This is a genomic window from Corynebacterium suranareeae, assembly GCF_002355155.1.
GTDB lineage: Bacteria > Actinomycetota > Actinomycetes > Mycobacteriales > Mycobacteriaceae > Corynebacterium > Corynebacterium suranareeae.
Genome location: NZ_AP017369.1, coordinates 2,309,828 through 2,332,023, shown reverse-complemented (window position 1 = coordinate 2,332,023; position 22,196 = coordinate 2,309,828). Strand labels below are relative to the sequence as shown.

The window sequence follows — 22,196 nt, the reverse complement described above, 5'->3', positions numbered from 1 at the left end:
GAGGTACGAGTAGGATCATCTTGGTCATGAACTCTCCATTTATTTTTGATGTCGCCGCACTCCTTCGTGGAAGTGCCCTTCCGGAAACGCTCACCCAATCGGGGCCGAGCCCCACCCGCATTGGTCCGGAAATGATTGCGATTCCTGAGGGCGGAAAAGTTGTTGTTGAGGCCCAAATTATCCCACTTGGGGGCGGGCTTGCCGTAGAAGCAGACGTTGAAGCACAGCTTCAAGGCCAGTGCTCTAGGTGCCTTCGTGAGCTCACCCCAACTAAGACTTTGCACATCTCTGAAGTTTTCGCAGCCGATCCAGACTTTGTCACAGGCGAAGACGCAGCTGATGACGAGGATGAGCTGCCCATGGTCAATCAAGATCAGATTGATCTGCTTCAGTCTGTCATTGATGAAGCCGGCCTTACCTTGCCGTTCAACCCTGTCTGCGAAGAGCTTGGGTACGGCGAATGCCAAGATGACGAAACACCGGCGCCAGACGGTATTTCTGAAGAGGTTGACAACGAGGAGAAAGTTGATCCTCGCTGGGCAGGACTGGAGAAGTTCCTGTGAGCAGGAAGAAGAACAGGCTAACTGGGGTCGATGCGCTTAATGAGGCTTTTGATGCGGTAGATCATCAGCCTTTGTTGGACCGCCTTGGTGTGGATATTCAGCGCGACTTATTAGTCCTCGCTTTAACCCACCGCTCATTTGCCAATGAAAATGGCATGCTTCCCAACAATGAGCGTCTGGAGTTCCTCGGCGACGCCGTTTTAGGTCTGTCTGTGGCCAATAAGCTCTATGAGCGATACCCCAGCAGCCCGGAATCCGATGTATCTAAAATGCGTGCGTCGATTGTGAGCCGCTACGGACTGGCGGATATCGCCCGCGAAATCGAACTTGGCGATCACATTCTGCTTGGCAAAGGTGAATTGCTCACCGACGGTCGCAGTAAAGATTCCATTCTTGCTGATACTACCGAGGCATTGCTTGGTGCGATTTTCCGCCAGCACGGTTTTGAAATTGCCCGCGATGTTGTCCTTCGCCTGTTCGCTTACAAGATCGAGAATGCTTCAGCGCGCGGAATTCACCAGGACTGGAAGACCACCCTGCAAGAGGAACTTGCCCAGCGCAAGCGCCCCATGGCTGAGTATTCTGCCACCTCAATTGGTCCGGATCATGATCTAATTTTCACTGCCATAGTGACGCTTGAAGGCGAAGAAATGGGTCGGGGAGAAGGCCCGAACAAGAAGCTGGCTGAACAAGAAGCAGCACACCAGGCCTTCCGAAAGCTTCGGGAGTCCCGTGCCTGAACTGCCTGAAGTTGAGGTGGTGCGCCGCGGTTTGGAAAACCACATGGTTGGACACACCATCGTATCCGCCTCCGTGCTCCACCCGCGTGCTGCCCGCAATCAACTAGGCGGCGGCCCCGAAATCGAGGCCAACATCGTAGGACTCAAGGTCAGCGCCGCCAAGCGACGCGGCAAATTCCTTTGGCTTGAGCTTATCGACGAACCCTCCGGCGACACCCCTCCCGATCTAGGCCTTCTGGTTCACCTCGGGATGAGTGGCCAAATGCTCATCAAAGAACCCGACGCACCAATTAGTCCGCACCTTCGGGCCAAAGTTGAGCTAGATAGTGGCGATGAAGTTTGGTTTGTTGATCAACGCACTTTTGGATATTGGTGGCTCGGTGAGCTGGTCGACGGCGTACCCCAACGCGTCTCCCATATCGCTACCGATTTATTGGATGACTCTTTTGATTTCTCTGCGGTTGCACGGAACCTGAAGTCCCGGAAAACAGAGATCAAACGGCTACTGCTCAACCAAGAAATCGTCTCTGGCATCGGAAATATCTACGCCGATGAAATGTTGTGGCAAGCACAAATCCACCCACTTCAGCGTGCCGATCGACTTTCCCTTGCCCGTTTGGAAGAACTTCTTCACGCTGGCAAAGAAGTGATGATCAAAGCTTTAGCTCAAGGTGGAACATCGTTTGATGCACTCTATGTCAACGTCAATGGCAACTCCGGCTATTTTGCGTTATCACTTAATGCTTATGGCCAAACAGGGGAGCCCTGTGCGCGCTGTGGCACTCCAATCATCCGCGAGAACTTCATGAACCGCGGATCTCACTTCTGTCCGAATTGCCAAAAGCAGCGTTAGAAAATGTGTCCGATTAGTGCACCTGAACATAATCTCCAACTATTTGTTGAGCTGGAATGAAACTCAAAAACAGTTTAGGCAGGTTCCCCAGGAATAAGCTGTAGCCAGTCAGCCGAGGCGCCACCGACACGACCTGTGCGATTAGCCTGGTTAAGCAGATCGCGTACACAGTCTGCAGGAACAGTGACAGGAGAAGCTTGGTTGAGCCATGTTGACCAGAATTCTTCTTCGCTGATCTTTTTGGTGGCAGGTTCAATATAGGGGAGTACGTTTACAGGGGTGCCGGCCTCATGTCTCCAGCTGTCAGCAAGAGTGCCGTTTTCTACTGTGTCATAACCGATGGCATGGGTAAATGCTGCAGCTTCAGCTTGTGCTGCTTTATCGTTTGCACTGATGGACAGGGCAGAACGTGCAGGTGATCCCGCAGGCTGTGCTGCAGTTTCCAAACGTATGGAATCGAGATTGTTGAGTACTTTGACGACATGTGATTGTGAGAGATGCTTCTGCACAAGCTCACTGCTGGTAATTTCGCGTGCATCGAGTTCAGGGTATACACCGTCAAACTCCGGGAAATAATTCATCGTATCGATGACCGTCTTACCTGCCAAAGCCTCGACTGGTAGTTCTGTGTGATGGCGGAACCCAACTGCAGCGACAACGAGATCTCCTTCACGCGCTGCCTCTTCAGGGGTTGCAGCGCGAGCCCGCTTTCCAAGGCTTGCCACCTGATCTGTGAGGGATTCCGGACCGCGGGAATTACTAACAATTACATCGTATCCAGCAGCAACCGCCATGCGTGCCAGGGCACCTCCGATGTTTCCACTGCCAATAATGCCGACCGTTGTCATACTTGCTCCAGTTCTTTCGGGTGTGCGGGTGTTGATGTGAGACCGAAGCCCCAGGCTCTGATGTACGATTTACTGCGTACTACGAAAATTGTAGTACTTATGTGGTTGTTGGCATAAACGGTGATGTCAGCGCGTTTGTATTTATGTTCATTTGCTCGGGTTAGTGCGCTTTCGCCTGGGAGGGTGACGGCAAGATAATAAGATGTGTTTAGTTTTAAAAATATCGTAGTATGATGGTTTTCGTATAAATGTTGAGGCGAAAGGATTGAGATGCACCCTTTTTCAAAGGTCGATAACTCCCGTACTCTGAGGCTTGTCTGGCCGCAATGGCAAGGTGCAGGCCGAGACAATATCTCTGTACTTCTACCTGAGTATTCATATTCTTTTGCTCGACGTGGATATGAAACAGGGGCAAAAATACTAGATGCAATCCTTCCTCCGCATGCTGGCCCAACTGAGGTTGTTTCAGTGCCAGACGTTGATGATGAGGGAGTAATGGGAGGCATTGAATCACGCTCAACTGTGTTTGAATCCTTAGGAAACGCGCTTAAAGCACTGGATAAACATGACGCTGAGCGAGTGCTTACCCTTGGAGGTGAGTGCTCTGTCAGTGTTGCCCCATTTTCGCAATTAGCAGCGAAGTATGGTGATGACCTCGCCGTTATTTGGATCGATTCTCACCCAGATTCAGATACCACAGAGACTAACTACAACGGATATCATGCGATGGCACTTAGTACGCTTATCGGGCACGGTGATCAAGAAATTACGGCAACTCTGCCGGCAACTGTTGATTCATCGAGAGTTGCTATAGCTGGGCTTCATGCGTGGGAAGAAGATGCATACGTCAATGTTGATAAATGGGGGATACGAGCATTTAGCCCAGACGATCTACGTGATTCTACCCAGGGATTAGTCGATTGGCTGAAATCCACCGGTGCCTCCAAGATCGCGATCCACTTAGATGTCGACACCGTTGATAGCGATGAAGCAGCATTGGGGCTTGGCAAGGTACCAGGTGGATTGACAACGGCGCAGGTGCAATGAATCATTGCCGATTTATCTCAGGAAGCTGACGTCGTGGGCCTGACCATCGCTGAGTTTATCCCTCGCGATGTACTTGCACTCCAAGGACTACTCGAGGGATTGCCGTTGATCCCAAATGTCAACCCTGACTCACAACGCAATTAATGCTGAAGCCATTAAGAAATAGGAAAGGCATTATCATGACCACAATTGGATTAATCGGAGCTGGCCTAATTGGTAGCACCCTTGCACGCCTGGCTGTAGCCGCAGGATATGACGTGGTGCTGAGTAACTGCCGGGGCCCAGACACACTTACAGACTTGGTTGATGAACTAGGTGACCGAGCCCGTGCAGGCACTCCCGAGGAAGCAGCAACCGCGGGTGATATCGTTATCGTTACGATGCCGCTTCATGCGTACAAGACTGTTCCAGTTGAACCGCTAAAGGGGAAAGTTGTCATTGATACGAACAATTACTACCCAGATCGAGATGAACAGATTCCTGAGCTAGATGATGAGTCCACAACAACCAGTGAGCTCCTTCAGGCTCACTTGCCAGAGTCAAAGGTAGTCAAGGCATTTTCTAATATTTTCTACCTGCACCTTGGATCTTTAAACCGTCCAGCGGGAGATCCCGATCGATCCGTCCTTGCTATTGCAGGTGATGACAAGGAAGCAAAGCAAAAGGTTACTGAATTCCTTAATGCCATCGGCTATGACGCACTTGATGCTGCGCCTTTGTCTGAAGGTTGGAGATTCCAGCGTGACACCGCAGCGCATAGCGTGCCGTATTTCGGCAACCCAGACGCTCGCCCAACTCTGGATGGGAATTTTGATCCAGGCGAGGGAAAGCCAGTCAACCGAGATCTCCTTTCAGCTCGACTAGCTGAAGCAAAGCGATACCGCGACCAGTGACCCAAGTACAAGAAAACGTTCCAGAACTGATGCGCGCACTTGTCACCCGTGAAGTAGGTAGTGAACCAATAATGGACATTGCCGACGTTCCTGTACCAAAGTGGCGTCCAGGATATTCACTAATTCGTGTAAAAGCCGCAAGCATTAATCAACTATCCAACACGATCCGCAAAGGTGGATTTGGGCATACTCCAGTGCCATTAATCCAAGGTAACGATGGTGCCGGCACTATCGTGACAAGTGAGCGGTATCCCGCTGGAACACGGGTAAGCGCAATTGGTGGCAATACGTTTGGGATTACCGAAGATGGAATGTTTGCTGAATACGCCCTGATTCCAGACGGTCTTGTCACCCCAATTTCCGCCAATCTCAAATGGTCAGAGGCGGGAGCGTTCGGGATAAACTTCCTGACTGCATATGGCGCTATTCAGCGGGCTGGAGGTGTAAGCGCAGGACAAAATGTGCTTATTACTGGCGCAACAGGAGGCGTAGGTAATGCGCTTGTGCAAACTGTAAGCGCACTTGGAGCAAAGCCCATTGCAGTTGTGTCAACTGAAAAGAAAGCCGAGTACTTACGCGACAGCGGGATTATCACCATTGATTTATCAACGGACAACGTTGTGGAAAAAGTCAGTGAACTTACGGACAGTTTGGGTGTCACACTTGTGCTAGACCCGGTTGGTGGACCATTATTTCCTGAACTTCAGCGAAGCCTTAGCCGTCAAGGAACGCTGGTGTCCATTGGATTTACTGCAGGTAATACTCCTCAGGTTGATCTTCTTGACCTTATCGCCGGCGACAAGCGGATCTTAGGCTATTCAGTAAATGATGAGTCTGAATCCTGGGTAAGTGAGGGGCTTGCTGCCATTGCTGATTTAGCAGAACGTGGGCTTTTAAAGCCACGAATTGATTCGACGGTTACGTTGGCTAACTTCGAGGAAGGATATGCACGGTTAATCTCGCGGAGAGCTGTCGGTTCGATAGTGGCGATGATCGATTAAGGTGTTCTGGATTGAAAAATTCTTGACTTATTGATGGTGCCTTTACTTAGCTTGCTCTACTTGGAGTAAATTACCAGTGCACTTTAATGGTGTTGGGCTTTGTAATCTCCGAGGCGCACGTGGGTCATTATAGATATAGCAAGTGTGAATCTTTCTTTCATTCTTGATTGAGTACAAACGTGCGACATGACACAGTGTTAAGGTACTGCACAAAATGAGATTCCAAGTTGGAGCGCCGATCCAAGTTCTTGAGAACTTGGATCGGCACAATAGCTACTACGCTTGGGATTCCTGAATGTTCGGTCAAACTGTTGTTTTGACTTCTGGTCAAATTTTTCTATTATGCTTGGCGATAAACAGTACTAACCACGGATTGAATTCTTACCCACTCGGCAGAAATAAGATTCCGCCTTACTAGCGTCACCTTGCTCGTAATGAGGGTAGGCGGGGTATGCACAGATTGGGCGACTTGCGAGAACCTCGAATGGATCTGCCGGAGAATTTGCGGTGACTACTATCTCAGTTCCGGGTTCCTCTCCATTCAATACCCAATCCTCAAGTATGGTGACCCAGTCTGCATTTCGTGGAACTCCGTTTTTCGTCCCATCGCTGGTTTGAGCGCCCAAGGTTGTTGTCCCATTTTCGTCAATAGAGTCAGGATCTATAGTTCCTCCGCAGCCGTGGTCCAATCCTGGAGAAACGAAGAAGCGGAAGAAGTTATCAATGTTGTCAGATCCAACAGTGTCTTGAACACTTTCATAGTAGTTCATCCCCATTGCTGGGCTCTGGGCGAAGTCGCTTGTGCATTCGTGAAGAATTAGCTTGCCTCCATTGGCCTCAAATTCGCTCAGATCTGGATTGAGAGTATCCATCTGTGAAGATACTCTGGCCACTTCGTTAGGTATTTTATTAAGGTCTAAATCATTGACAACATCGACGTTGGAATCATCAGAGAAAACAAATTTTCCTGCTCCGACACCATATTTAAGATAGTTGGCGTAGTCTTTATCTCCATAAGAAAGACTTGGGTCGTCGCCAATCTTATCTGCAAGTGACCACATTTCACCTCCAAATAAGAATGCCGGATAGCTCTGCATTCCACTTGGTAGGTCTGGGGTCAATTCAGTTTCGGTAAACACAACACTCAAGACATTCATTTGATCGTCAGACAAACAATTTTGTTGAGAATCATCAGTGCAGCGAAGTTCATCGAGCACTGGTGTCATTGCATCGTTACAGGCGAGATAGTTGCTTACTACTCCGTCTTCGATTCCATCAAGCTCATCACATGTTTCAGTGGTTTTTTGGGCAACAAGAAGAATATCCCCTTTATCGAATGCACCTGCTTTATCATTTTTCTCTACAGCTTGGACGGTGTTAATAAAGTTTGTGAAAAGTCCTGACCAGCCAATTACTGGGTTTTGGGCAAATATTCCGTCGAAATCATCCGGGAACTGTTGCGCCATCAGCATTCCTTCACGTCCACCCTCGGAGCTGCCGAACCACATCCACTTTTCCGCTGGATGTGAGTAGAACTCTTCAATTACCGCTGCACTCGCATCTTTTGCTTTTTTATATGCATCTGTAGCGAAGTTCTGGAACATTTCGTCATTAAGAGCAAAATCGAAGGTCGCATCTGCCTGGGATGTTGGTGATGAAGATGTGCTGCTTGGGCTGTTGGCAATGGCGTGTCCTGAGTCCGTATTGATGGTTGCGTATCCGCGCATTAAAGGGGTGAGGGTGCTACCCGTGGAATGCTGTCCGGAGATATACCCTGCAGTGTCACGGAACGTGCCGTTGAATCCACCGCCACCCAATTGAATAGCGTTACCATTCCATTCGAGTGGAAGACTGAGACGAAAACCTATCGGTTGAGCCTCGTTAGTTAAAGGATCAATGCTTCCTGTGACTTGGCAATGGTCAGGGACAGCCGGAGTTTTAATAGAGGTGGAATTTCCGGGGTTATCCACAGCTGACCCGTCTGATGTGGTACCTGCAGAAGCTGCGGACATGCTTATGGCTTCAGTGATAATTGCCTTGCCAGAGGGCATATCGGCGGATCCAATTGCTTCGGGGGCAATTGTGAAACCGACTAATTTCTCACACTTTTGGTTATCAATGCTGGCAGGGGAGGTTGAAGATGAGATTGGAGATGGCGATTCAACAGTTGATGTGGAGCAACTCGCGACTAACAACGTTGCAGCAACGACTGCTGCAGCCATAGTGGATCGAAGCAGTGCTCGTAGAGGTTTATGGGGATACACGTAGAATTACTTCCTGTGGGAGTGGTAAGAGCTAAGAGCATTTTGATGTTGAACGTTTAAAGTGCATACGCCAAGCCTTTACGGCTAGTGATTTACATCTCATTTGATTCAACTTTGAGACATGTTACATAAATAAGTGACTACGTACACCTGTTCGTAATGTGAACATTATTCCCCGGTTGGTGGTCGTTTCTTAGGGACTTCCTTGGGTTACGTGCTGGATTCTTGCGTATTACATGGGTAAATGTGTGGGCTGAACGAGTTGCATTTAGGAGTAAGTATGCAAATTTCGAAATCATTAGCTTCAGACCGTAGTGAATAATATTTGATCCGATTGCGAAGAAGGGTTGTATTCACGCTTTAATTTTCTGAAACTCAAAATGATTTTGGTGGGTCTTTCGATGATTTGGGTCGCACTAGGATCACAGAATGTTCGAATACTGGTGAGGCTAGATGTGAGAGCCTTTGACCAGGTTGGCGGTTGCATTGGGTGCTGGTGCTCTTCGGGCCGCGATGTAGTTGATCGTGTAAAGAGAATAAGCCTATCTATGAATTGTGATTTCCTGAAGTTTGCTACTCAATTCCTCTTGCAAGGTGGAGGTAGTTGATTAGTGGCTATGGATTTTCTTCGCACTTTTTATCTCGGATTTGGCAAGGTAACCACTAGGTCGTCGTTAGAAAGCTAAGGAAGAGATGAGCGAACACCTGGTATCCGATAATCAGTGATTTCCTAGTTGGCACAATGTGGCAAAATTGGCCTATTTAAGCGTTAATGCAACAACAGTAGCAATTCCCACAATGGCGACAAATGCTCTAAACATACCGGGACTAAGCCGGCGGGCGTACCGTCCGCCGATGTATCCACCCAGAGCTGACCCAACAGCAATTGTTAAAACAGTCGACCATGAGATCAACTCGGGAGAAACGACGATAAACACACCTGCTGCGATGAGATTGACTGCTGCAACTGTGAGATTTTTAATTGCGTTGAGTTCTTGCATGTGCAGGGTTGACGTGATGCCTAGTAATGCGATGAGGAGAATTCACTGAGCAGCACTGAAGTAGCCTCCATACGTACCCAAAAGGAGAGCTCCAAGTATCGAGGTGATGAAAGCGATTCGGCTTGGAAACGGTAGACCTTTAAATGAGGGAGATGCGTCGGCTGGAGTTTTCACAACACGTTTTTTAATAGCAGGGCCTGCCATAACCAATGCAGTACCGATTCCGATCAGCCAGGGAATCACAGCTGTAAAAACATCCGCAGAAAAATGCAGCAGCAACGATGCACCTGTAATTCCGCCGATGATAGATGCCGGTAGGAGAAACCTAATTGTTTTTCTCTGAGCGTATAACTCATTTCTATAGGCAAGAACTCCTGAGATACTTCCAGGAACGATGCCAATGGTGTTGGCAATGGTCGCAGTCATAGGTGGGAAACCAAGGAAGACGAGAATGGGAAAAGATACTAAAGTTCCTGCTCCGACAATGACGTTGATGCCTCCGGCGAGGAAACCAGCAGTAAAGATGGCACCTAGTTCTACAATTTGTGACCAATCCACTGGCATATTGATTTTCCTCCAAAGCCTTAGAAAAAAGTTGCTAGGGGAAATTCTGTCAGCAACATCGACCGCTTCGCTTGCTAAAATTAGAAGCTAACTTCGAAATTGCGAAAGGTGCGTCAAGTGAGAATCGACCTGCGAGACATCGAACTGCTGATTGCCACCATCGATGGAGGGTCGATTACAGACGGTGCCCAGGCAGTGGGCCTTTCTCTATCGGCCGCCAGTTCCAGGATTACCGCGTTGGAGAAGAGGTTTGGGGTGAACCTTCTGCACAGAACGCGGAGCGGAGTGCTTCCGACTGACACCAGTGGAGCAATTGTGGCCCAAAGCCGGAAACTTTTAGAACAAGCAGATCTTCTTACTGATGCGTTTCAAGGACATCAACAAATGCGCATCAAATTGGTGACTAATACTTCAGCGGTGGATTCATTGACAGAGTTTCTTGCAGCAACACTTACTAAGTATCCGGAGCTCAACGTTGATTTGGAAGAGAAACCTAGCAGTGAGGTTGCGCGACAAGTCCGCGAAGGCGTGGCTGATTTAGGAGTTGTTTCTGTCTTGGAATCTCACACAGGTCTAAAATCGCACCCGCTTTGGGCAGATCCGCTGGTTATAGTCAGTGCTACAGCTAAAACTTTAGAAGCAGCTTTGCAAGGTCCGATGATTGGCTTATCAGCAGAAATCCCGCTTCAGTCCTATATTGATGGCCACCTTAATCAGCGTGGACATACTCCTAATTATCGTGTTCGTTTGCCCACGTTGAGTGCAGTGTATGCGGTGGTGAGCACTGGTGCAGGAGCTGCGATTCTTCCACATGGAACTGCAAGAAGATTAGGTGCGCGCCCAAAGAACGTGCACGTTATAGAGCAATCATGGGCCAAACGGAAGGCACTGCTGTTAACCAAGGAGGGAAGGACATCAACTGAGATGGAGCAATCGTTTGTGGATGCTCTGTTGAGCTTCCGGGACGAAAGTTATAAGGGCACAACCCACTTTTCTTAAACGCAGCAGTGATTCCGAACGGAACTAAAAGACCCTGTTAACCGTTGATTAAGCATTAACTCGAACGGTGGAAAGTAGGGATACTGTGACAACAGCACCAACTCTTGTTTATTTGCACGGGGTGGGTCGGGGAGACCTGAAACAAGAGTGGAAAGATCATCTCTCTCAAGGCTTGGCCAGAATTGGATACCCAAGCTTGGATGATGTCACAGTGTTAAACCCTGTTTATGCCGATGAGCTTTCGGAAAACGCAGATGCACAGCACAGTTATGCTGTGCCACCGGTACAAAAACACATGACGTTGCATGGTGTGGAGTTACTTGAGTTTGAACGTCGAACAGCTGCGATGGAAACCAGGTTGGGCAGGCACAATAGGGGAGCAGGTGGTGCGTTTCCTGAAGCGGTGGTATCTCGAAGCGTGGAGTTACCGTTGTTTGCCCAGGCTAGGAATTTCTTAAACAATCAGCAGATCAGAGCTCAAGTGCATCGTCGTATTTTGGAGCAGCTCCCAGAACAGGGCGAGATTGTGTTGTTGGGGCATAGTCTTGGGTCGGTGATTGCTGCAGATTTACTGAGGCGTTTACCGCCTGAGCTCAAGGTGAAAGGCTTTGTCACCATCGGTAGTCCCTTGGCTAATGGGCAGTTCAATGTAGATGATTTGTTTAAGCTGCTGCGTACGCCGTTAAGCAATGTGGCATGGTGGGTGAACTTTTGGAGTGGTTCAGATCCTGTGGCGGCAAAACGTGGAGTTTCTGTGGCTGTTCCGTGGGTGTTGGATTTCCGTGTAAAAACATCGTTGGTTCCAGGACCTGGACATTCTTCACGGGAATACTGTGCTAATGATGCAGTAGCAGAAGCAATTGGGTTTGGGCTTTTTGGATCGCGCAGCAAAGAAATAGTGCTCGCGGAGAAGAATCTTCAGATCCCGTTGAATGATGCAGAGATTTTCGTTCTGCAGGCGTTGCGTTATTGTTTCCTTGTTTTACAAAGGCTTAAAGGGGATGAAGCCACACGGTATGAGTACGCACTGAGAGAAACTCAAGATCGTCTGATTGAAGAGATCAAAACTAAAAATGCCAAAGATGGGCGTCCGATTCCGCAGGAAATTGCACGTTTAGATTTTGATAACGGCGATGCAGACGTAGCAGTGCCTGTACCAGGTCTAAGTCCATTTATGGCTAAGGAACAGGCATTTGAACGGCTTATCGAGATCGTGGGCCAGAATCTGTTGTTGCCGTTTGAAATTGAAGTCCCAGAAAAGGTGCAAAGGGAAGCATTGCGCGATTTCACCGCGGAAACCCAATTGGGTTCCACAGTAGGAGCGGATATTTTCGATGCTCTGCAAACAGCTGTGGGGGTGGTTTCTGGAAGTACGAAGAATAACTGGCGTAGGTGGGGAGCATTTGGTGTGGGCGCTGCAGCACTAACTGCAGCAACAGGCGGTTTAGCGATGGCGGCTGCACCTGCTGTAGCGGGAGCAGCGACGATTACTTCGGCACTCGCAGCGTTTGGCCCTGGTGGAATGATGGGTGGTTTGGTTACCGCGGGAACACTTCTAACTGTGGGCGGTGGCAGCTTGACGGTTGGGGCGTTGAGCTCAGTAAATGCAACTGAGGAGATCGAAGCACGAGTGGTGCAAAAGCTGAGCTTGGCTATCTTATGGCAGCGTCATGAGATAGATAGAACTCATGAGGTGTGGGAAGAATTCGCAGAGGCCGAACGCCAGATCGTGCGGGAACACACGAGGCTGAAAAATGTTTCGGATAGTTCATCGCCGATTTTGAAAGCATTGGAGCAGCAGCGTTCTACTATCGAGCGTGCCTTGAAGTATTTAAGCGATCATGGGATGGAGCCTGGTTGGTTTGAAGAAATTGAACCACCAGCACCGGCAACATCGTTTTTAAAGCTTCGGGCTAAAAAGACAGATTAGGAGAAACACAATGGAGAAAGTTCGTCTGACTGCTTTTGTTCATGGTCATGTCCAGGGCGTGGGTTTTCGGTGGTGGACTACTTCGCAGGCAAGAGAACTCAAATTGGCAGGTTCGGCCACTAATTTAAATGATGGCAGGGTATGTGTGGTTGCCGAAGGACCAGAAACGCAGTGCCAGGAATTGTTGCGGAGGTTGCAGGAAAACCCCAGTTCATACCGTCGACCTGGTCATGTGGACACAGTTATTGAGCAATGGGGCGAGCCGCGTGGTGTCGAAGGCTTTGTGGAACGCTAGACTTTAACCCCGTTATGTATTTGAAATCGTTGACGCTCAAGGGGTTTAAGTCTTTCGCGTCTGCGACGACCCTGAAATTTGAGCCAGGCATTTGTGCTGTGGTGGGTCCGAATGGTTCAGGCAAATCCAATGTGGTTGATGCTCTGGCCTGGGTGATGGGTGAAGGTTCTGCAAAGACCTTGCGTGGCGGCAAAATGGAAGATGTCATTTTTGCTGGTGCGGGAGATCGTAAGCCGTTGGGTCGTGCAGAAGTGACGCTGACTATCGATAACACTGATGGTGCGCTGCCCATTGAATACACCGAGGTGTCGGTGACCAGGCGGATGTTCCGTGATGGGGCTAGTGAATATGAAATCAATGGGGCGAAAGCTCGGTTGATGGATATTCAGGAGCTGTTGTCGGATTCTGGTATTGGCCGTGAAATGCACATCATGGTTGGCCAGGGCAAGCTTGCTGAGATTTTGGAATCTCGTCCAGAAGAACGCCGTGCCTATATCGAAGAAGCTGCGGGTGTGCTCAAACACCGACGCAGGAAAGAAAAAGCACAGCGCAAACTTCAGGGAATGCAGGTCAATCTTGATCGCTTGCAGGATTTAACCCATGAGTTGGCCAAGCAGTTAAAGCCGTTGGCTAGACAAGCTGAGGCTGCGCAGCGAGCAGCAACGGTGCAGGCTGATTTGCGTGATGCTCGTTTTCAGATCGCTGGTTTTGAGATCGTGAAGCTGTCGGAAAAGCTGGAGACATCTACTGAGCGCGAAAAAATGATTCGTGAGCAGGCCGAAGCAGCGCAGGAACAATTAGAAGAAGCCACAACCACTCAGGCGGAAGTGGAGATGGAGCTGGCGGAGATTACTCCAAAGGCTGAGGCAGCGCAGCAGTTGTGGTTTGATTTGTCGTCCCTGGCTGAGCGGGTGTCGGCAACGATGCGTATTGCTGCAGACCGTGCAAGTTCAGCGGCGGCTGATGTGCCGTATGCGGGTCAAGATCCTGATGAGTTGCTGCGTCGAGCAGACGTTGCTGACAAGGAACTTGAAGAACTTGAAATGGCCGTTGAGATGGCTTCTGAGCGGCTTAATTCTATTCAGGAAGATGCAGAAGAAAAGGCAAGTCAGGCACGCGAGGCAGAGCGTGAACACTTAGCGCAGGTAAGGGCGATTTCGGATCGTCGTGAAGGTGTTGTGCGCCTTCTGGCATCTGAGGAATCGTTGCGCACCCAGCACGCGGCTGCTGAAGAAGAAGCCGAAAGGTTAAGCGAGCAGCTGGAAGAATTCATCGGTCGCATTTTGGATGTGGAGCGCGAACGTCGCTTAACTGATGAGCGCAAGCAGGGGATTGAGACTGATCGCCAGCCGCTAGAAGATGCCCTTAATCAGGCAAAACATGAGGCTGAAGCGGCAGAAACACGCCTTGAAGAACTCCGCGCGCAGCGTAGCACTTTAGAAAAAGAAGTCTCTCGGTTGCAGTCGCGGATTGAAACGCTGAATCAAAACAAGCCACGCTCAGATGCAGCTGATGTGGTGGATTATCCACAATTGGCCACGCTGGTTCGGCCGCAACGAAACGTCGATAAGGCTCTCGCTGCGGCGCTAGGCGCGCATGCCGAGGCGCTGGCTGGCGAGGTTGCGGAAGGGCTCGTCGACAAGCTTCTCGACGCCGGCGTTGCGCGCACCATCATCGTTGACGGCGCGCAGGCGGGCGGCGCATGGCGTTTGGACGCCAATATTCCTGCAGGCGCAAGCTGGCTGCTTGACCATGTTGATCTGGATCCGGCGATTGCCGGCCCGGTTAACCGGCTGCTTGCCGACGTTGTGCTTGTCGACGCCCCCTCCATCGGCCGTCAAACAATCGCCGATGATCCACGTCTTCGCGCCGTTGACCGCAATGGTGTGCTGATCGGCGCTGGGTGGATTCAGGTCGGTACAGAAACGTCCACCGTGGAAATCGCTGCTCAAATTGAAGAAGCGGAAACCAAGCTTGCTGAAGTCTCTGCTGCACTAGACGATATTGCCGGTACGTTTGACGGCGCCCTCCAGGCTGCGGAAAACACCCGCGTGGATGTTGCCGCGCGCACCGCAGCCCTGCGCGAATTAGATTTGACCAGAGATTCCATCATCCGTGACTTGGCGCGCCTAGATAAACAACATGAAGCCGCTGAATCCGAGCGCGTCCGGCATGTGGGCCGCCTACACGCCGCCGAACAACGCCGGGAAGAACTACGCGAACAACTAGAAGAAATTGTTGATCGCCTCTCCCGCGTTGAAGACGAACAAGACGCCGACGAGCCGTCAACCACCGCCCGCGACCAGGCCAATGCCGAACTGCAACAAATCCGCGCCATGGAAATGGAAGCTCGTCTTGCTCAACGCACCGCCGAAGAGCGCGCCGGGCAACAGCGCGGCAAAGGTGATAGTTTGCGACGCCAAGCTGAACATGAACGCCAGGCAAAGCTGCGCCATGAACAAGCAATGGAAACTAGGCGCAGGCGCACCCAATTAGCTGCAGCCGTGCACAGCGGTGCCCGCGATGTAGCTGAGCGCGTTTCAGCTGCCCTTGCCCAAGCCGCTGTGGAACGCGACCAGCAAAACCGCGACAAAGCACTGCTGACCACCCATTTAGCGCGCGCAAAAGACGCTGTTAATGCCGCCCGCCAGCACTTAAACCGTCTTAGCGACAATGCGCATTCCATGGAACTTGCCCGCAGCCAAGCACAAGTCCGCATGGAAGAAGCAGTGGCAAAAATTACCGAGCAATTGGGCATTCCCGTGGCAGAGCTGTTGCGCGATTACACACCCAATGAGGATTTTGATGAAAAATTCCAACGCGCACGCCTCAAACAGGCCGAAAAGGATCTGGCAGCATTAGGCAAAGTAAACCCCCTGGCCTTGGAAGAATTCAAAGCACTGGAAGAACGCTATGAGTTCCTCTCCACACAATTAGCCGATGTGGAACAAGCACGCGCTGATTTAAGTGGCGTGATTGAAGAAGTCGATGCGAAGATTCTGCAGCTGTTCACCGATGCCTGGAATGACGTGGAAGCAGAATTCCCACGCGTATTCAACACCCTCTTTCCAGGTGGTGAAGGCAAACTCATTCTCACCGAACCTGATGACTTGTTAGCCACCGGCATTGAAGTTGAAGCCCGCCCACCAGGTAAACGTGTGAAGCGACTGTCGTTGCTATCAGGTGGTGAAAAATCACTCACGGCGCTTGCCATGCTGGTGGCGATTTTCCGCGCACGCCCCAGCCCTTTCTACGTCATGGATGAGGTGGAAGCAGCACTAGATGATGTCAACCTGCGACGCCTTATTGCACTGTTTGAAGAGCTGCGCCGCGACTCCCAGCTGATTGTGATCACCCACCAAAAGCCCACCATGGATGTGGCCAACGTGCTTTACGGTGTGACCATGCGTGGAGATGGTGTGACCAGAGTTATCTCCCAACGCATGGAGCCAGCATCAGCTATGGAATCAACCATCTCAGCCCAGTAATCACGTGATGAAAACTGGTGCTGAGCATGGATGATGTTGCCGCTCACACCGCAGGTTAGCCTCAGATGTTTAAGGGACAAACGTGGGGTAGTGTGTTTAAACATCACAATAGTTCTAGAGGAAAACGCATTTTTGCGCGGGGAGAGTGTATACATGCCGGCTGGCATCGCAGACATGACAGATTCATTGCTCGGATGGGCATCACAAACTGAGCTGGATCTGAACCAGCGTCTTGCAGGGGTAGAGTACTTTCCACTCATCCAGCTTCGACACGATGAGCTTGAAAGAATCCACCGTTTCTACGGCACCTTTTTGTCCCGCCAGGTCGGTGCAGGGGCAAACCTGGAAGAACTCTTTGAAATGACCCCATGCCTGACGGTGACCACTTTGGTGTCACGGGCATCACGGATCAGCAACCCAGCAGATTTCTTTGGTGAATACATCGGAGGATTGGGTTTAAGTGCAGAGCACACGCAGGTCATCGAAGGTCTTGTAGAAAAGCTCTTTGCCCAAGTGGGCCTTACTGTTCCTGCTGGTGTTGAATCCGCGCTGGAACTTCTGTCAGTTCATGCAGGTATCAGCAACTATGAAGTTGCTGCCGTGCTAAGTGAAGTTGAACGCGGCACCAATGAGTACCCGTTCATGTTCGATGCAACACTGCGTCTGGCACCGCAGTGGGCAGAAACCCTCATCAAGGGAGTTCAAGAACTCATCGAGTTTGCCACCACACACCCCACCTCTTGGTCAGATCGCCAACGTGAATCCACTCTGCCGGCCATGATTGATGAACTGGTGGTAGCTGAACTTAGAGAACGCCCAGTTGGTACAGAAGACCGCGAAAACTCCGTGGGTGTGGCTCTGCGTGAACTTCGCCCCCGCCTCATCTTGGATGCAGAGCGCCGCAAAGTCTGCCTTCGTCTGCCAGAACAGCGCGTGAGCGATGATGAAATTAACTGGCGAGTCAGCCTTGAAGGCACCACCCGGATTTTCTCTACTCGCAGGGCGTGGGGCGATACCTCTGGCTACTCCGAAGCTTTAGACGTCACCCTCGAGCGCCAGGTTCGTGAAACCACCGTTACCGACACCGCAAACCAAATTACGTGGGTCGTTCCAGTCGTTGACTTTAATGATCCAGTACTGGTCTTTTCCAAGCGTGGCGAAAACCTCACCGACAAAGTTTCCCTCCACCACCAAGAGATCTACGTGCTTGCACCAGCCGAAGCACAACTTGAAGACATGGTTACCGGCCAGCCTGTACCGGTTATAGAAAGCTTTGCCGTTGAAGGCTGGACCTCATGGGTCTGCTCCCGAGTAGATGCCCGCGGACTATCCTCACTGAAGGTAAACAAGGAAGTTAGGTGCATTGACCCACGTCGACGCGTAGCCTTCCACCACCCAGCAGAACTAGTTTCCCATGTGCGTTCCATTTCTGGACTTCCCGTATATGCGCAATCGTTGATCGCAGAATTCCCACCGACTCTAAGCGGACAAGATGAAACCTGGATGCTGTCTATCTCAGCGTTTGCGGGTGTTGGTGCTGCCGGTGAAGAAATCGCAGAACCAGAACCATTAGAAGTCCCGGCAGATGGTGGACTCTTTGCCATCTTCGACCCAGAAATCTACGACGCCCCATGGGTGGGTGAGTACTTAGTTCGTCTGCGTGGACCGCGTAACGAATCCTTCCGACACGAATTCGCCATCGTCGAAGGCATGACCACCGAATTCGAAGTAGCATCCGGTGCATCATTCCGCATCCCAACCACCACTGGCCTAAGTGAAGCAAGCCTGCGCGTGCGTTCTGGCGAAAAACACTTCACCGCAGAACCACGCCTGGTTACCGTCGGTGCAACAGATCCCAACGCCTCATTTGTGGTCACCACCGATGAAGGTGACCAAATGCCCCTGCGCTTTGTGCCACCACAAATTGCCATTGAGCTGCCACTGACCACCGAACCACCAACCTGGCGAGTTACCCGCAGCGTATGCGGCCCACGAGATCTCGATGGTGACGGCGAGCTGCGCATCCGCACAGGCGTGGACGTTGGCGACCCAAAGGTCAGTGTGCGCAACCACCACGGATCACCTCTTCGTACCGTGAAGATGACCACTCCTGACAATGGCCGCACCTGGATCGCTAGCATGAAAGAAATCGCAGCTAGCACCTTTGTCATGCCACGCGGATCCATCGAATTCGAATGGACCGACCGCAAAGTCGATCGACGTGTCTCAGTCACCATCGCAGTTATTGATAAGACAGAAAACTTCTCCAGCATCTCGGTTGTTGACGGAAAGCTTGTCTTTGAAGACCTTGCCGCTGGCCGTCAACTAGCTGCATGGGTGTGGCCACAAACTGCACCGTGGGTAAGCGCTGTGGAACTTGCGGTGACAGGTCCGGAATTAGAACTACCCGAGACCCTTGTTGGTGCAGGCAACCTGATCGTGCAACTACACACTGCAGATCCTTTCACCACCTCTGTCACACCTCTTTCACCAGGTAAAGCAGCTGTTACCGTCGAACAAGACGGCTACTACTCGGCACAGTCTGAAGAATATGCACAACTATCTGCATTCTTTGGTGGGGAAGTAGAAGAACCACCAATCAGTGATGCAGTGGTGCCAGCACTGTGGGATGTCTCTCACATCTGGACTGAACAGGGCAACACCGAGCACCTGCCCGTGGTTCACGCAGCCTTGCGCTCCTCACCAGCAGCAGCCCTCAAGGGACTATCTGCATCCCTGGTTCCAGCACAAGCACTGCCCGGAAAAGTCATTTCCTCTGGACTGGCTGCCTCACCTTTCACCACTGAATCACCAGCAACGGAAATCCACCGCACCGCATGGATCGGAACCCTACAACTCCTGGGTGCACTACCAAGCGCATTCAAAGAAGCAGAGGAACTAGGCAACCGCACACCACTGTTGCCGATCCTCAACCAACTGGAACAAGTCGCCGGCAAGAACATTTTGTCCACCCTTGCCACAGGCCGCGACTCCACCTTGGATGCCGCCTGCATTGACCAATCCACCGTCGCGATTGCTGGTATGAATGAAGCTCAGCAAAAAGCACTGCTGGAAATATTCTTTAGCAACGCCGACATCGTTCCTGGTCCACTGATGGAAGACAACACCCGCCTCATGGCGGTGTTTGAAACCTTCAAGAAGCGCGATGCGTTACGTGAAGTTCTCCAGACTGAAGGCTTGATTAAGACTGCCGTTGAGCTTCTTCGTGCCATGCGTGGAACCCAACGCCAGCTGTATTCTTCAGCACGCATCCGCTTTGACAAACTTGACGGCGTAAACACCGACAATCCAGAAAACATGTGGGCTCTTACCCCAGTTGTGTCGTTGGTATTCGCATTGTCTTCCCGCTTGCATGCACACGAACTGATCGGCAAGACCAGAACTCTCGATCGTGCAGCTAGCGGTTGGGGCAAGATTGCAGATCTCGTGCCAGACCTCGTTACCGGTGACTTGATCTCAGCAGAAGCAATGGTGTTGGGAGCTCGAAACCCAGGACTCGTTGACTAGGTCGGGGATGACCTCGCCGTGAACGACTGAGAAACCAGACAGGCGTGGCAAGATATTCAGAAATGTGAAAATTTTGTCACGGGTGTCTGGTTTTACTTTCTTTAAACCAAACATACGTGCCAAAGTTTCCTCAAAATGGAGTTCCTTGTCACCCATGTTTGGTACATCTTTGAATCTTGAAACTAAAACCTCAAGCCCCGAGAGAAGTGACTTCACAGAATCGTCTCTAACACCCCAGAACTGTCTTGCCCATACAAGCACCTGTTCCGTGGAATTGGGTGGCTTAAATCGCCACTGGGGAAGCCTAGCCGTTTGACCTGGTAAAATCTGAGAAATTCTAGACCCGACTCGGTAGCAAGCATCTCATTTATTCACCCGCGATCCCCAAAACACAAGAGTTTCACCACATTTAACGTGGGGTACCTGTGTGCAACGTGGGGAAACCTGCCACTATAGAGGGTATGGATGCGACTTTTTGGATCATTGGACTAGTAGTCCTCGTGGTTCTTGCGATCATCATTTTGTTGATCGTGGGAAACCAACGAGCGAAATCTAAGACCGTTAGTTTTGAAAAACCCGAAGAAGAAAAGAAGGAATTAACCCAGCAGGAGAAGTCAGGAAATTACCAAGCTCAAGGTGGTTTCAACTTCGCCCCTGCTAAGCAGGCGGAAGAACCGGTCTTGCGAGATGGTCAGGATCTTAATAAACCGCAAGCCGAGGCAGCACCGGTGGTTCCACCTGTAGTCATTCCGCCGGCAGTTGCTGAAGAAGAAAAAGCTCCAGAACAGTCGACGGATGCTTTTGCTGCCCAAGAAAACGTCGAAGAGGCTCCTGAGGTTCCGGAAACCCCAGAAGCACCAGAAGTTCCAGATACCCCAGAAGTTCCCACAACACCTGTAGATCCTGAAACTCCTGCAAATCCCGAGCCAGAATCTTCTGAAGAGGTCGTTGAAACACCAAAGGTGCAAGAGCCTGAGGTTACAGAGGCACCAGTTGAAGCAACAGCTCCAGAATCAGAGATCAGTCCTGAGGTAGAAGAAGTTGCTGTCGAGCCAGTAGCGGAGCCAGTGGCAGAACCTATCGTGGAGCCTGAAGTAGAACCTGAAGCAGAACCTGAAGAGGTTGCCGAAGCCATTGAGGCTGCAGAGGCTGCCCAAGTTGCTGTGGAATCTGCTGAAGCCGCGTTGGAAGAAACTCCGGTTCCTGATGTAGAGCCAGAACCTGCGCCAGAGCCTTTGGATGAAATCGCACCGGCTGCGGGTCGTATCGGCAAGCTGCGTGGGCGTCTGTCTCGGTCCCAGAATGTGTTTGGCAAATCGGTTCTGGGAATTTTGTCTGCAGGCGATTTGGATGAAGATGCCTGGGAAGACATCGAGGCGATGCTGATCAAGGCCGATCTTGGTGCCAAGGTGACTGCTCGCGTGGTGGACGAGTTGCGCGACAAGATCGCAGCACACGGCGTCAGCAGCGAGGCCGAGGCGCGTGCCATGTTGCGTGCATCGCTTATCGACGCCTGCCGCCCCGACCTTGACCGTTCCATTAAGGCCATGCCTTATGAAGGTAAGCCAGCTGTTGTCTTGGTAGTTGGCGTGAATGGTACTGGCAAGACCACCACCACAGGCAAGCTTGCTCGCGTGTTGGTATCCATGGGGCACAAGGTAATTTTGGGTGCAGCGGATACTTTCCGTGCTGCTGCAGCTGATCAATTAGAGACTTGGGGTCGTCGTGTTGGTGCAGAAACGGTACGTGGTGCTGAGGGCGCAGATCCTGCATCGATCGCATTTGATGCTGTAGCCAAGGGTGTGGAACGCCAAGCAGACGTGGTGCTGGTGGATACTGCGGGTCGTTTGCATACGTCGGCTGGTCTGATGGATCAGTTGGGCAAAGTAAAGCGCGTGGTGGAGAAGAAGGCAGTAGTGGATGAAGTCCTGCTGGTCCTTGATGCCACAGTTGGCCAAAATGGTATGCAGCAGGCGCGTATTTTCCGTGAAGTTGTTGATATCACAGGCGTGGTCTTGACCAAGTTGGACGGTACAGCCAAGGGCGGAATCGTTTTCCAGGTCCAAGAAGAGCTTGGTGTTCCAGTGAAACTAGTCGGCCTTGGTGAAGGTGCCGACGATTTGGCTCCGTTTGAAGTGGAGGGCTTCGTCGACGCTTTGTTGGGATAGCCTAAAGTTTTTAA

14 protein-coding genes and 1 pseudogene are annotated in these 22,196 nt (G+C 51.0%); 12 read left to right on the top strand and 3 right to left on the bottom strand.

Annotated features, from left to right (window positions below):
- Positions 1-26 precede the first annotated feature (26 nt).
- From N24_RS10845 to mutM, 3 genes are read left to right on the top strand one after another with little or no spacing between them, the layout of a single operon-like run.
- Positions 27-563 (top strand): YceD family protein, encoded by a 537-nt coding sequence (locus tag N24_RS10845; RefSeq protein WP_096456870.1) that lies wholly within the window; start codon positions 27-29, stop codon positions 561-563.
- Positions 560-1,303 carry a ribonuclease III gene (gene rnc / locus N24_RS10840; protein WP_096456868.1) on the top strand — a complete coding sequence of 248 codons (744 nt, stop codon included), beginning with the start codon at positions 560-562 and terminating at the stop codon, positions 1,301-1,303. Before N24_RS10845 ends, rnc begins: the two co-directional genes overlap by 4 nt.
- A complete protein-coding gene (mutM, locus tag N24_RS10835; RefSeq protein ID WP_096456866.1) occupies positions 1,296-2,156 on the top strand; it encodes a bifunctional DNA-formamidopyrimidine glycosylase/DNA-(apurinic or apyrimidinic site) lyase in 861 nt (286 codons plus the stop codon). Before rnc ends, mutM begins: the two co-directional genes overlap by 8 nt.
- A 74-nt stretch (positions 2,157-2,230) precedes the next feature.
- Here mutM and N24_RS10830 read toward each other — a convergent pair whose 3' ends face one another.
- Positions 2,231-3,004, bottom strand: coding sequence for an NADPH-dependent F420 reductase (locus N24_RS10830; protein WP_096456864.1), 774 nt, complete (start codon positions 3,002-3,004; stop codon positions 2,231-2,233).
- A 270-nt stretch (positions 3,005-3,274) separates the two neighbouring features.
- On the opposite strand from N24_RS10830, the gene N24_RS10825 reads away from it, so the two are divergent.
- The 3 genes from N24_RS10825 (at position 3,275) to N24_RS10815 (ending at position 5,945) form a co-directional block, all read left to right on the top strand.
- Positions 3,275-4,051, top strand: coding sequence for an arginase family protein (locus tag N24_RS10825; protein WP_231910992.1), 777 nt, complete (start codon positions 3,275-3,277; stop codon positions 4,049-4,051).
- 179 nt (positions 4,052-4,230) lie between these two features.
- Positions 4,231-4,944: an NADPH-dependent F420 reductase gene (locus tag N24_RS10820; protein ID WP_096456862.1), complete on the top strand. Its 714-nt coding sequence runs from the start codon at positions 4,231-4,233 to the stop codon at positions 4,942-4,944.
- Positions 4,941-5,945 (top strand): quinone oxidoreductase family protein, encoded by a 1,005-nt coding sequence (locus tag N24_RS10815; protein WP_096456860.1) that lies wholly within the window; start codon positions 4,941-4,943, stop codon positions 5,943-5,945. The genes N24_RS10820 and N24_RS10815 overlap by 4 nt, the downstream gene beginning before the upstream one ends.
- Before the next feature lie 362 nt (positions 5,946-6,307).
- Here the strand turns inward: N24_RS10815 and N24_RS10810 are convergent, their stop codons facing one another.
- Both N24_RS10810 and N24_RS10805 read right to left on the bottom strand, forming a co-directional pair.
- Positions 6,308-8,167 (bottom strand): tannase/feruloyl esterase family alpha/beta hydrolase, encoded by a 1,860-nt coding sequence (locus N24_RS10810; RefSeq protein ID WP_157736423.1) that lies wholly within the window; start codon positions 8,165-8,167, stop codon positions 6,308-6,310.
- An 800-nt stretch (positions 8,168-8,967) separates the two neighbouring features.
- Positions 8,968-9,768, bottom strand: a pseudogene (locus N24_RS10805) (sulfite exporter TauE/SafE family protein).
- Between the two features lie 123 nt (positions 9,769-9,891).
- Here N24_RS10805 and N24_RS10800 point away from each other — a divergent pair.
- The 6 genes from N24_RS10800 to ftsY all read left to right on the top strand — a co-directional run bounded on the left by N24_RS10800 (position 9,892) and on the right by ftsY (position 22,182).
- Positions 9,892-10,773, top strand: a complete 882-nt coding sequence (locus N24_RS10800) for a LysR family transcriptional regulator (protein WP_096456856.1) — start codon at positions 9,892-9,894, stop codon at positions 10,771-10,773.
- Between the two features lie 418 nt (positions 10,774-11,191).
- The gene (locus N24_RS10795; RefSeq protein ID WP_331713148.1) at positions 11,192-12,703 is read left to right on the top strand and encodes an alpha/beta hydrolase family protein; all 1,512 of its coding nucleotides are present in this window, start codon (positions 11,192-11,194) and stop codon (positions 12,701-12,703) included.
- 10 nt (positions 12,704-12,713) lie between these two features.
- Complete coding sequence (locus N24_RS10790; protein ID WP_096456854.1) at positions 12,714-12,998, top strand: acylphosphatase; 285 nt, start codon at positions 12,714-12,716, stop codon at positions 12,996-12,998.
- Positions 12,999-13,012: 14 nt separating this feature from the next.
- The gene (gene smc / locus N24_RS10785; RefSeq protein ID WP_096456852.1) at positions 13,013-16,486 is read left to right on the top strand and encodes a chromosome segregation protein SMC; all 3,474 of its coding nucleotides are present in this window, start codon (positions 13,013-13,015) and stop codon (positions 16,484-16,486) included.
- Between the two features lie 153 nt (positions 16,487-16,639).
- The gene (locus tag N24_RS10780; protein WP_096456850.1) at positions 16,640-20,014 is read left to right on the top strand and encodes a hypothetical protein; all 3,375 of its coding nucleotides are present in this window, start codon (positions 16,640-16,642) and stop codon (positions 20,012-20,014) included.
- Positions 20,015-20,475: 461 nt separating this feature from the next.
- Positions 20,476-22,182: a signal recognition particle-docking protein FtsY gene (ftsY, locus tag N24_RS10775; protein ID WP_096456848.1), complete on the top strand. Its 1,707-nt coding sequence runs from the start codon at positions 20,476-20,478 to the stop codon at positions 22,180-22,182.
- Positions 22,183-22,196: the final 14 nt, after the last annotated feature.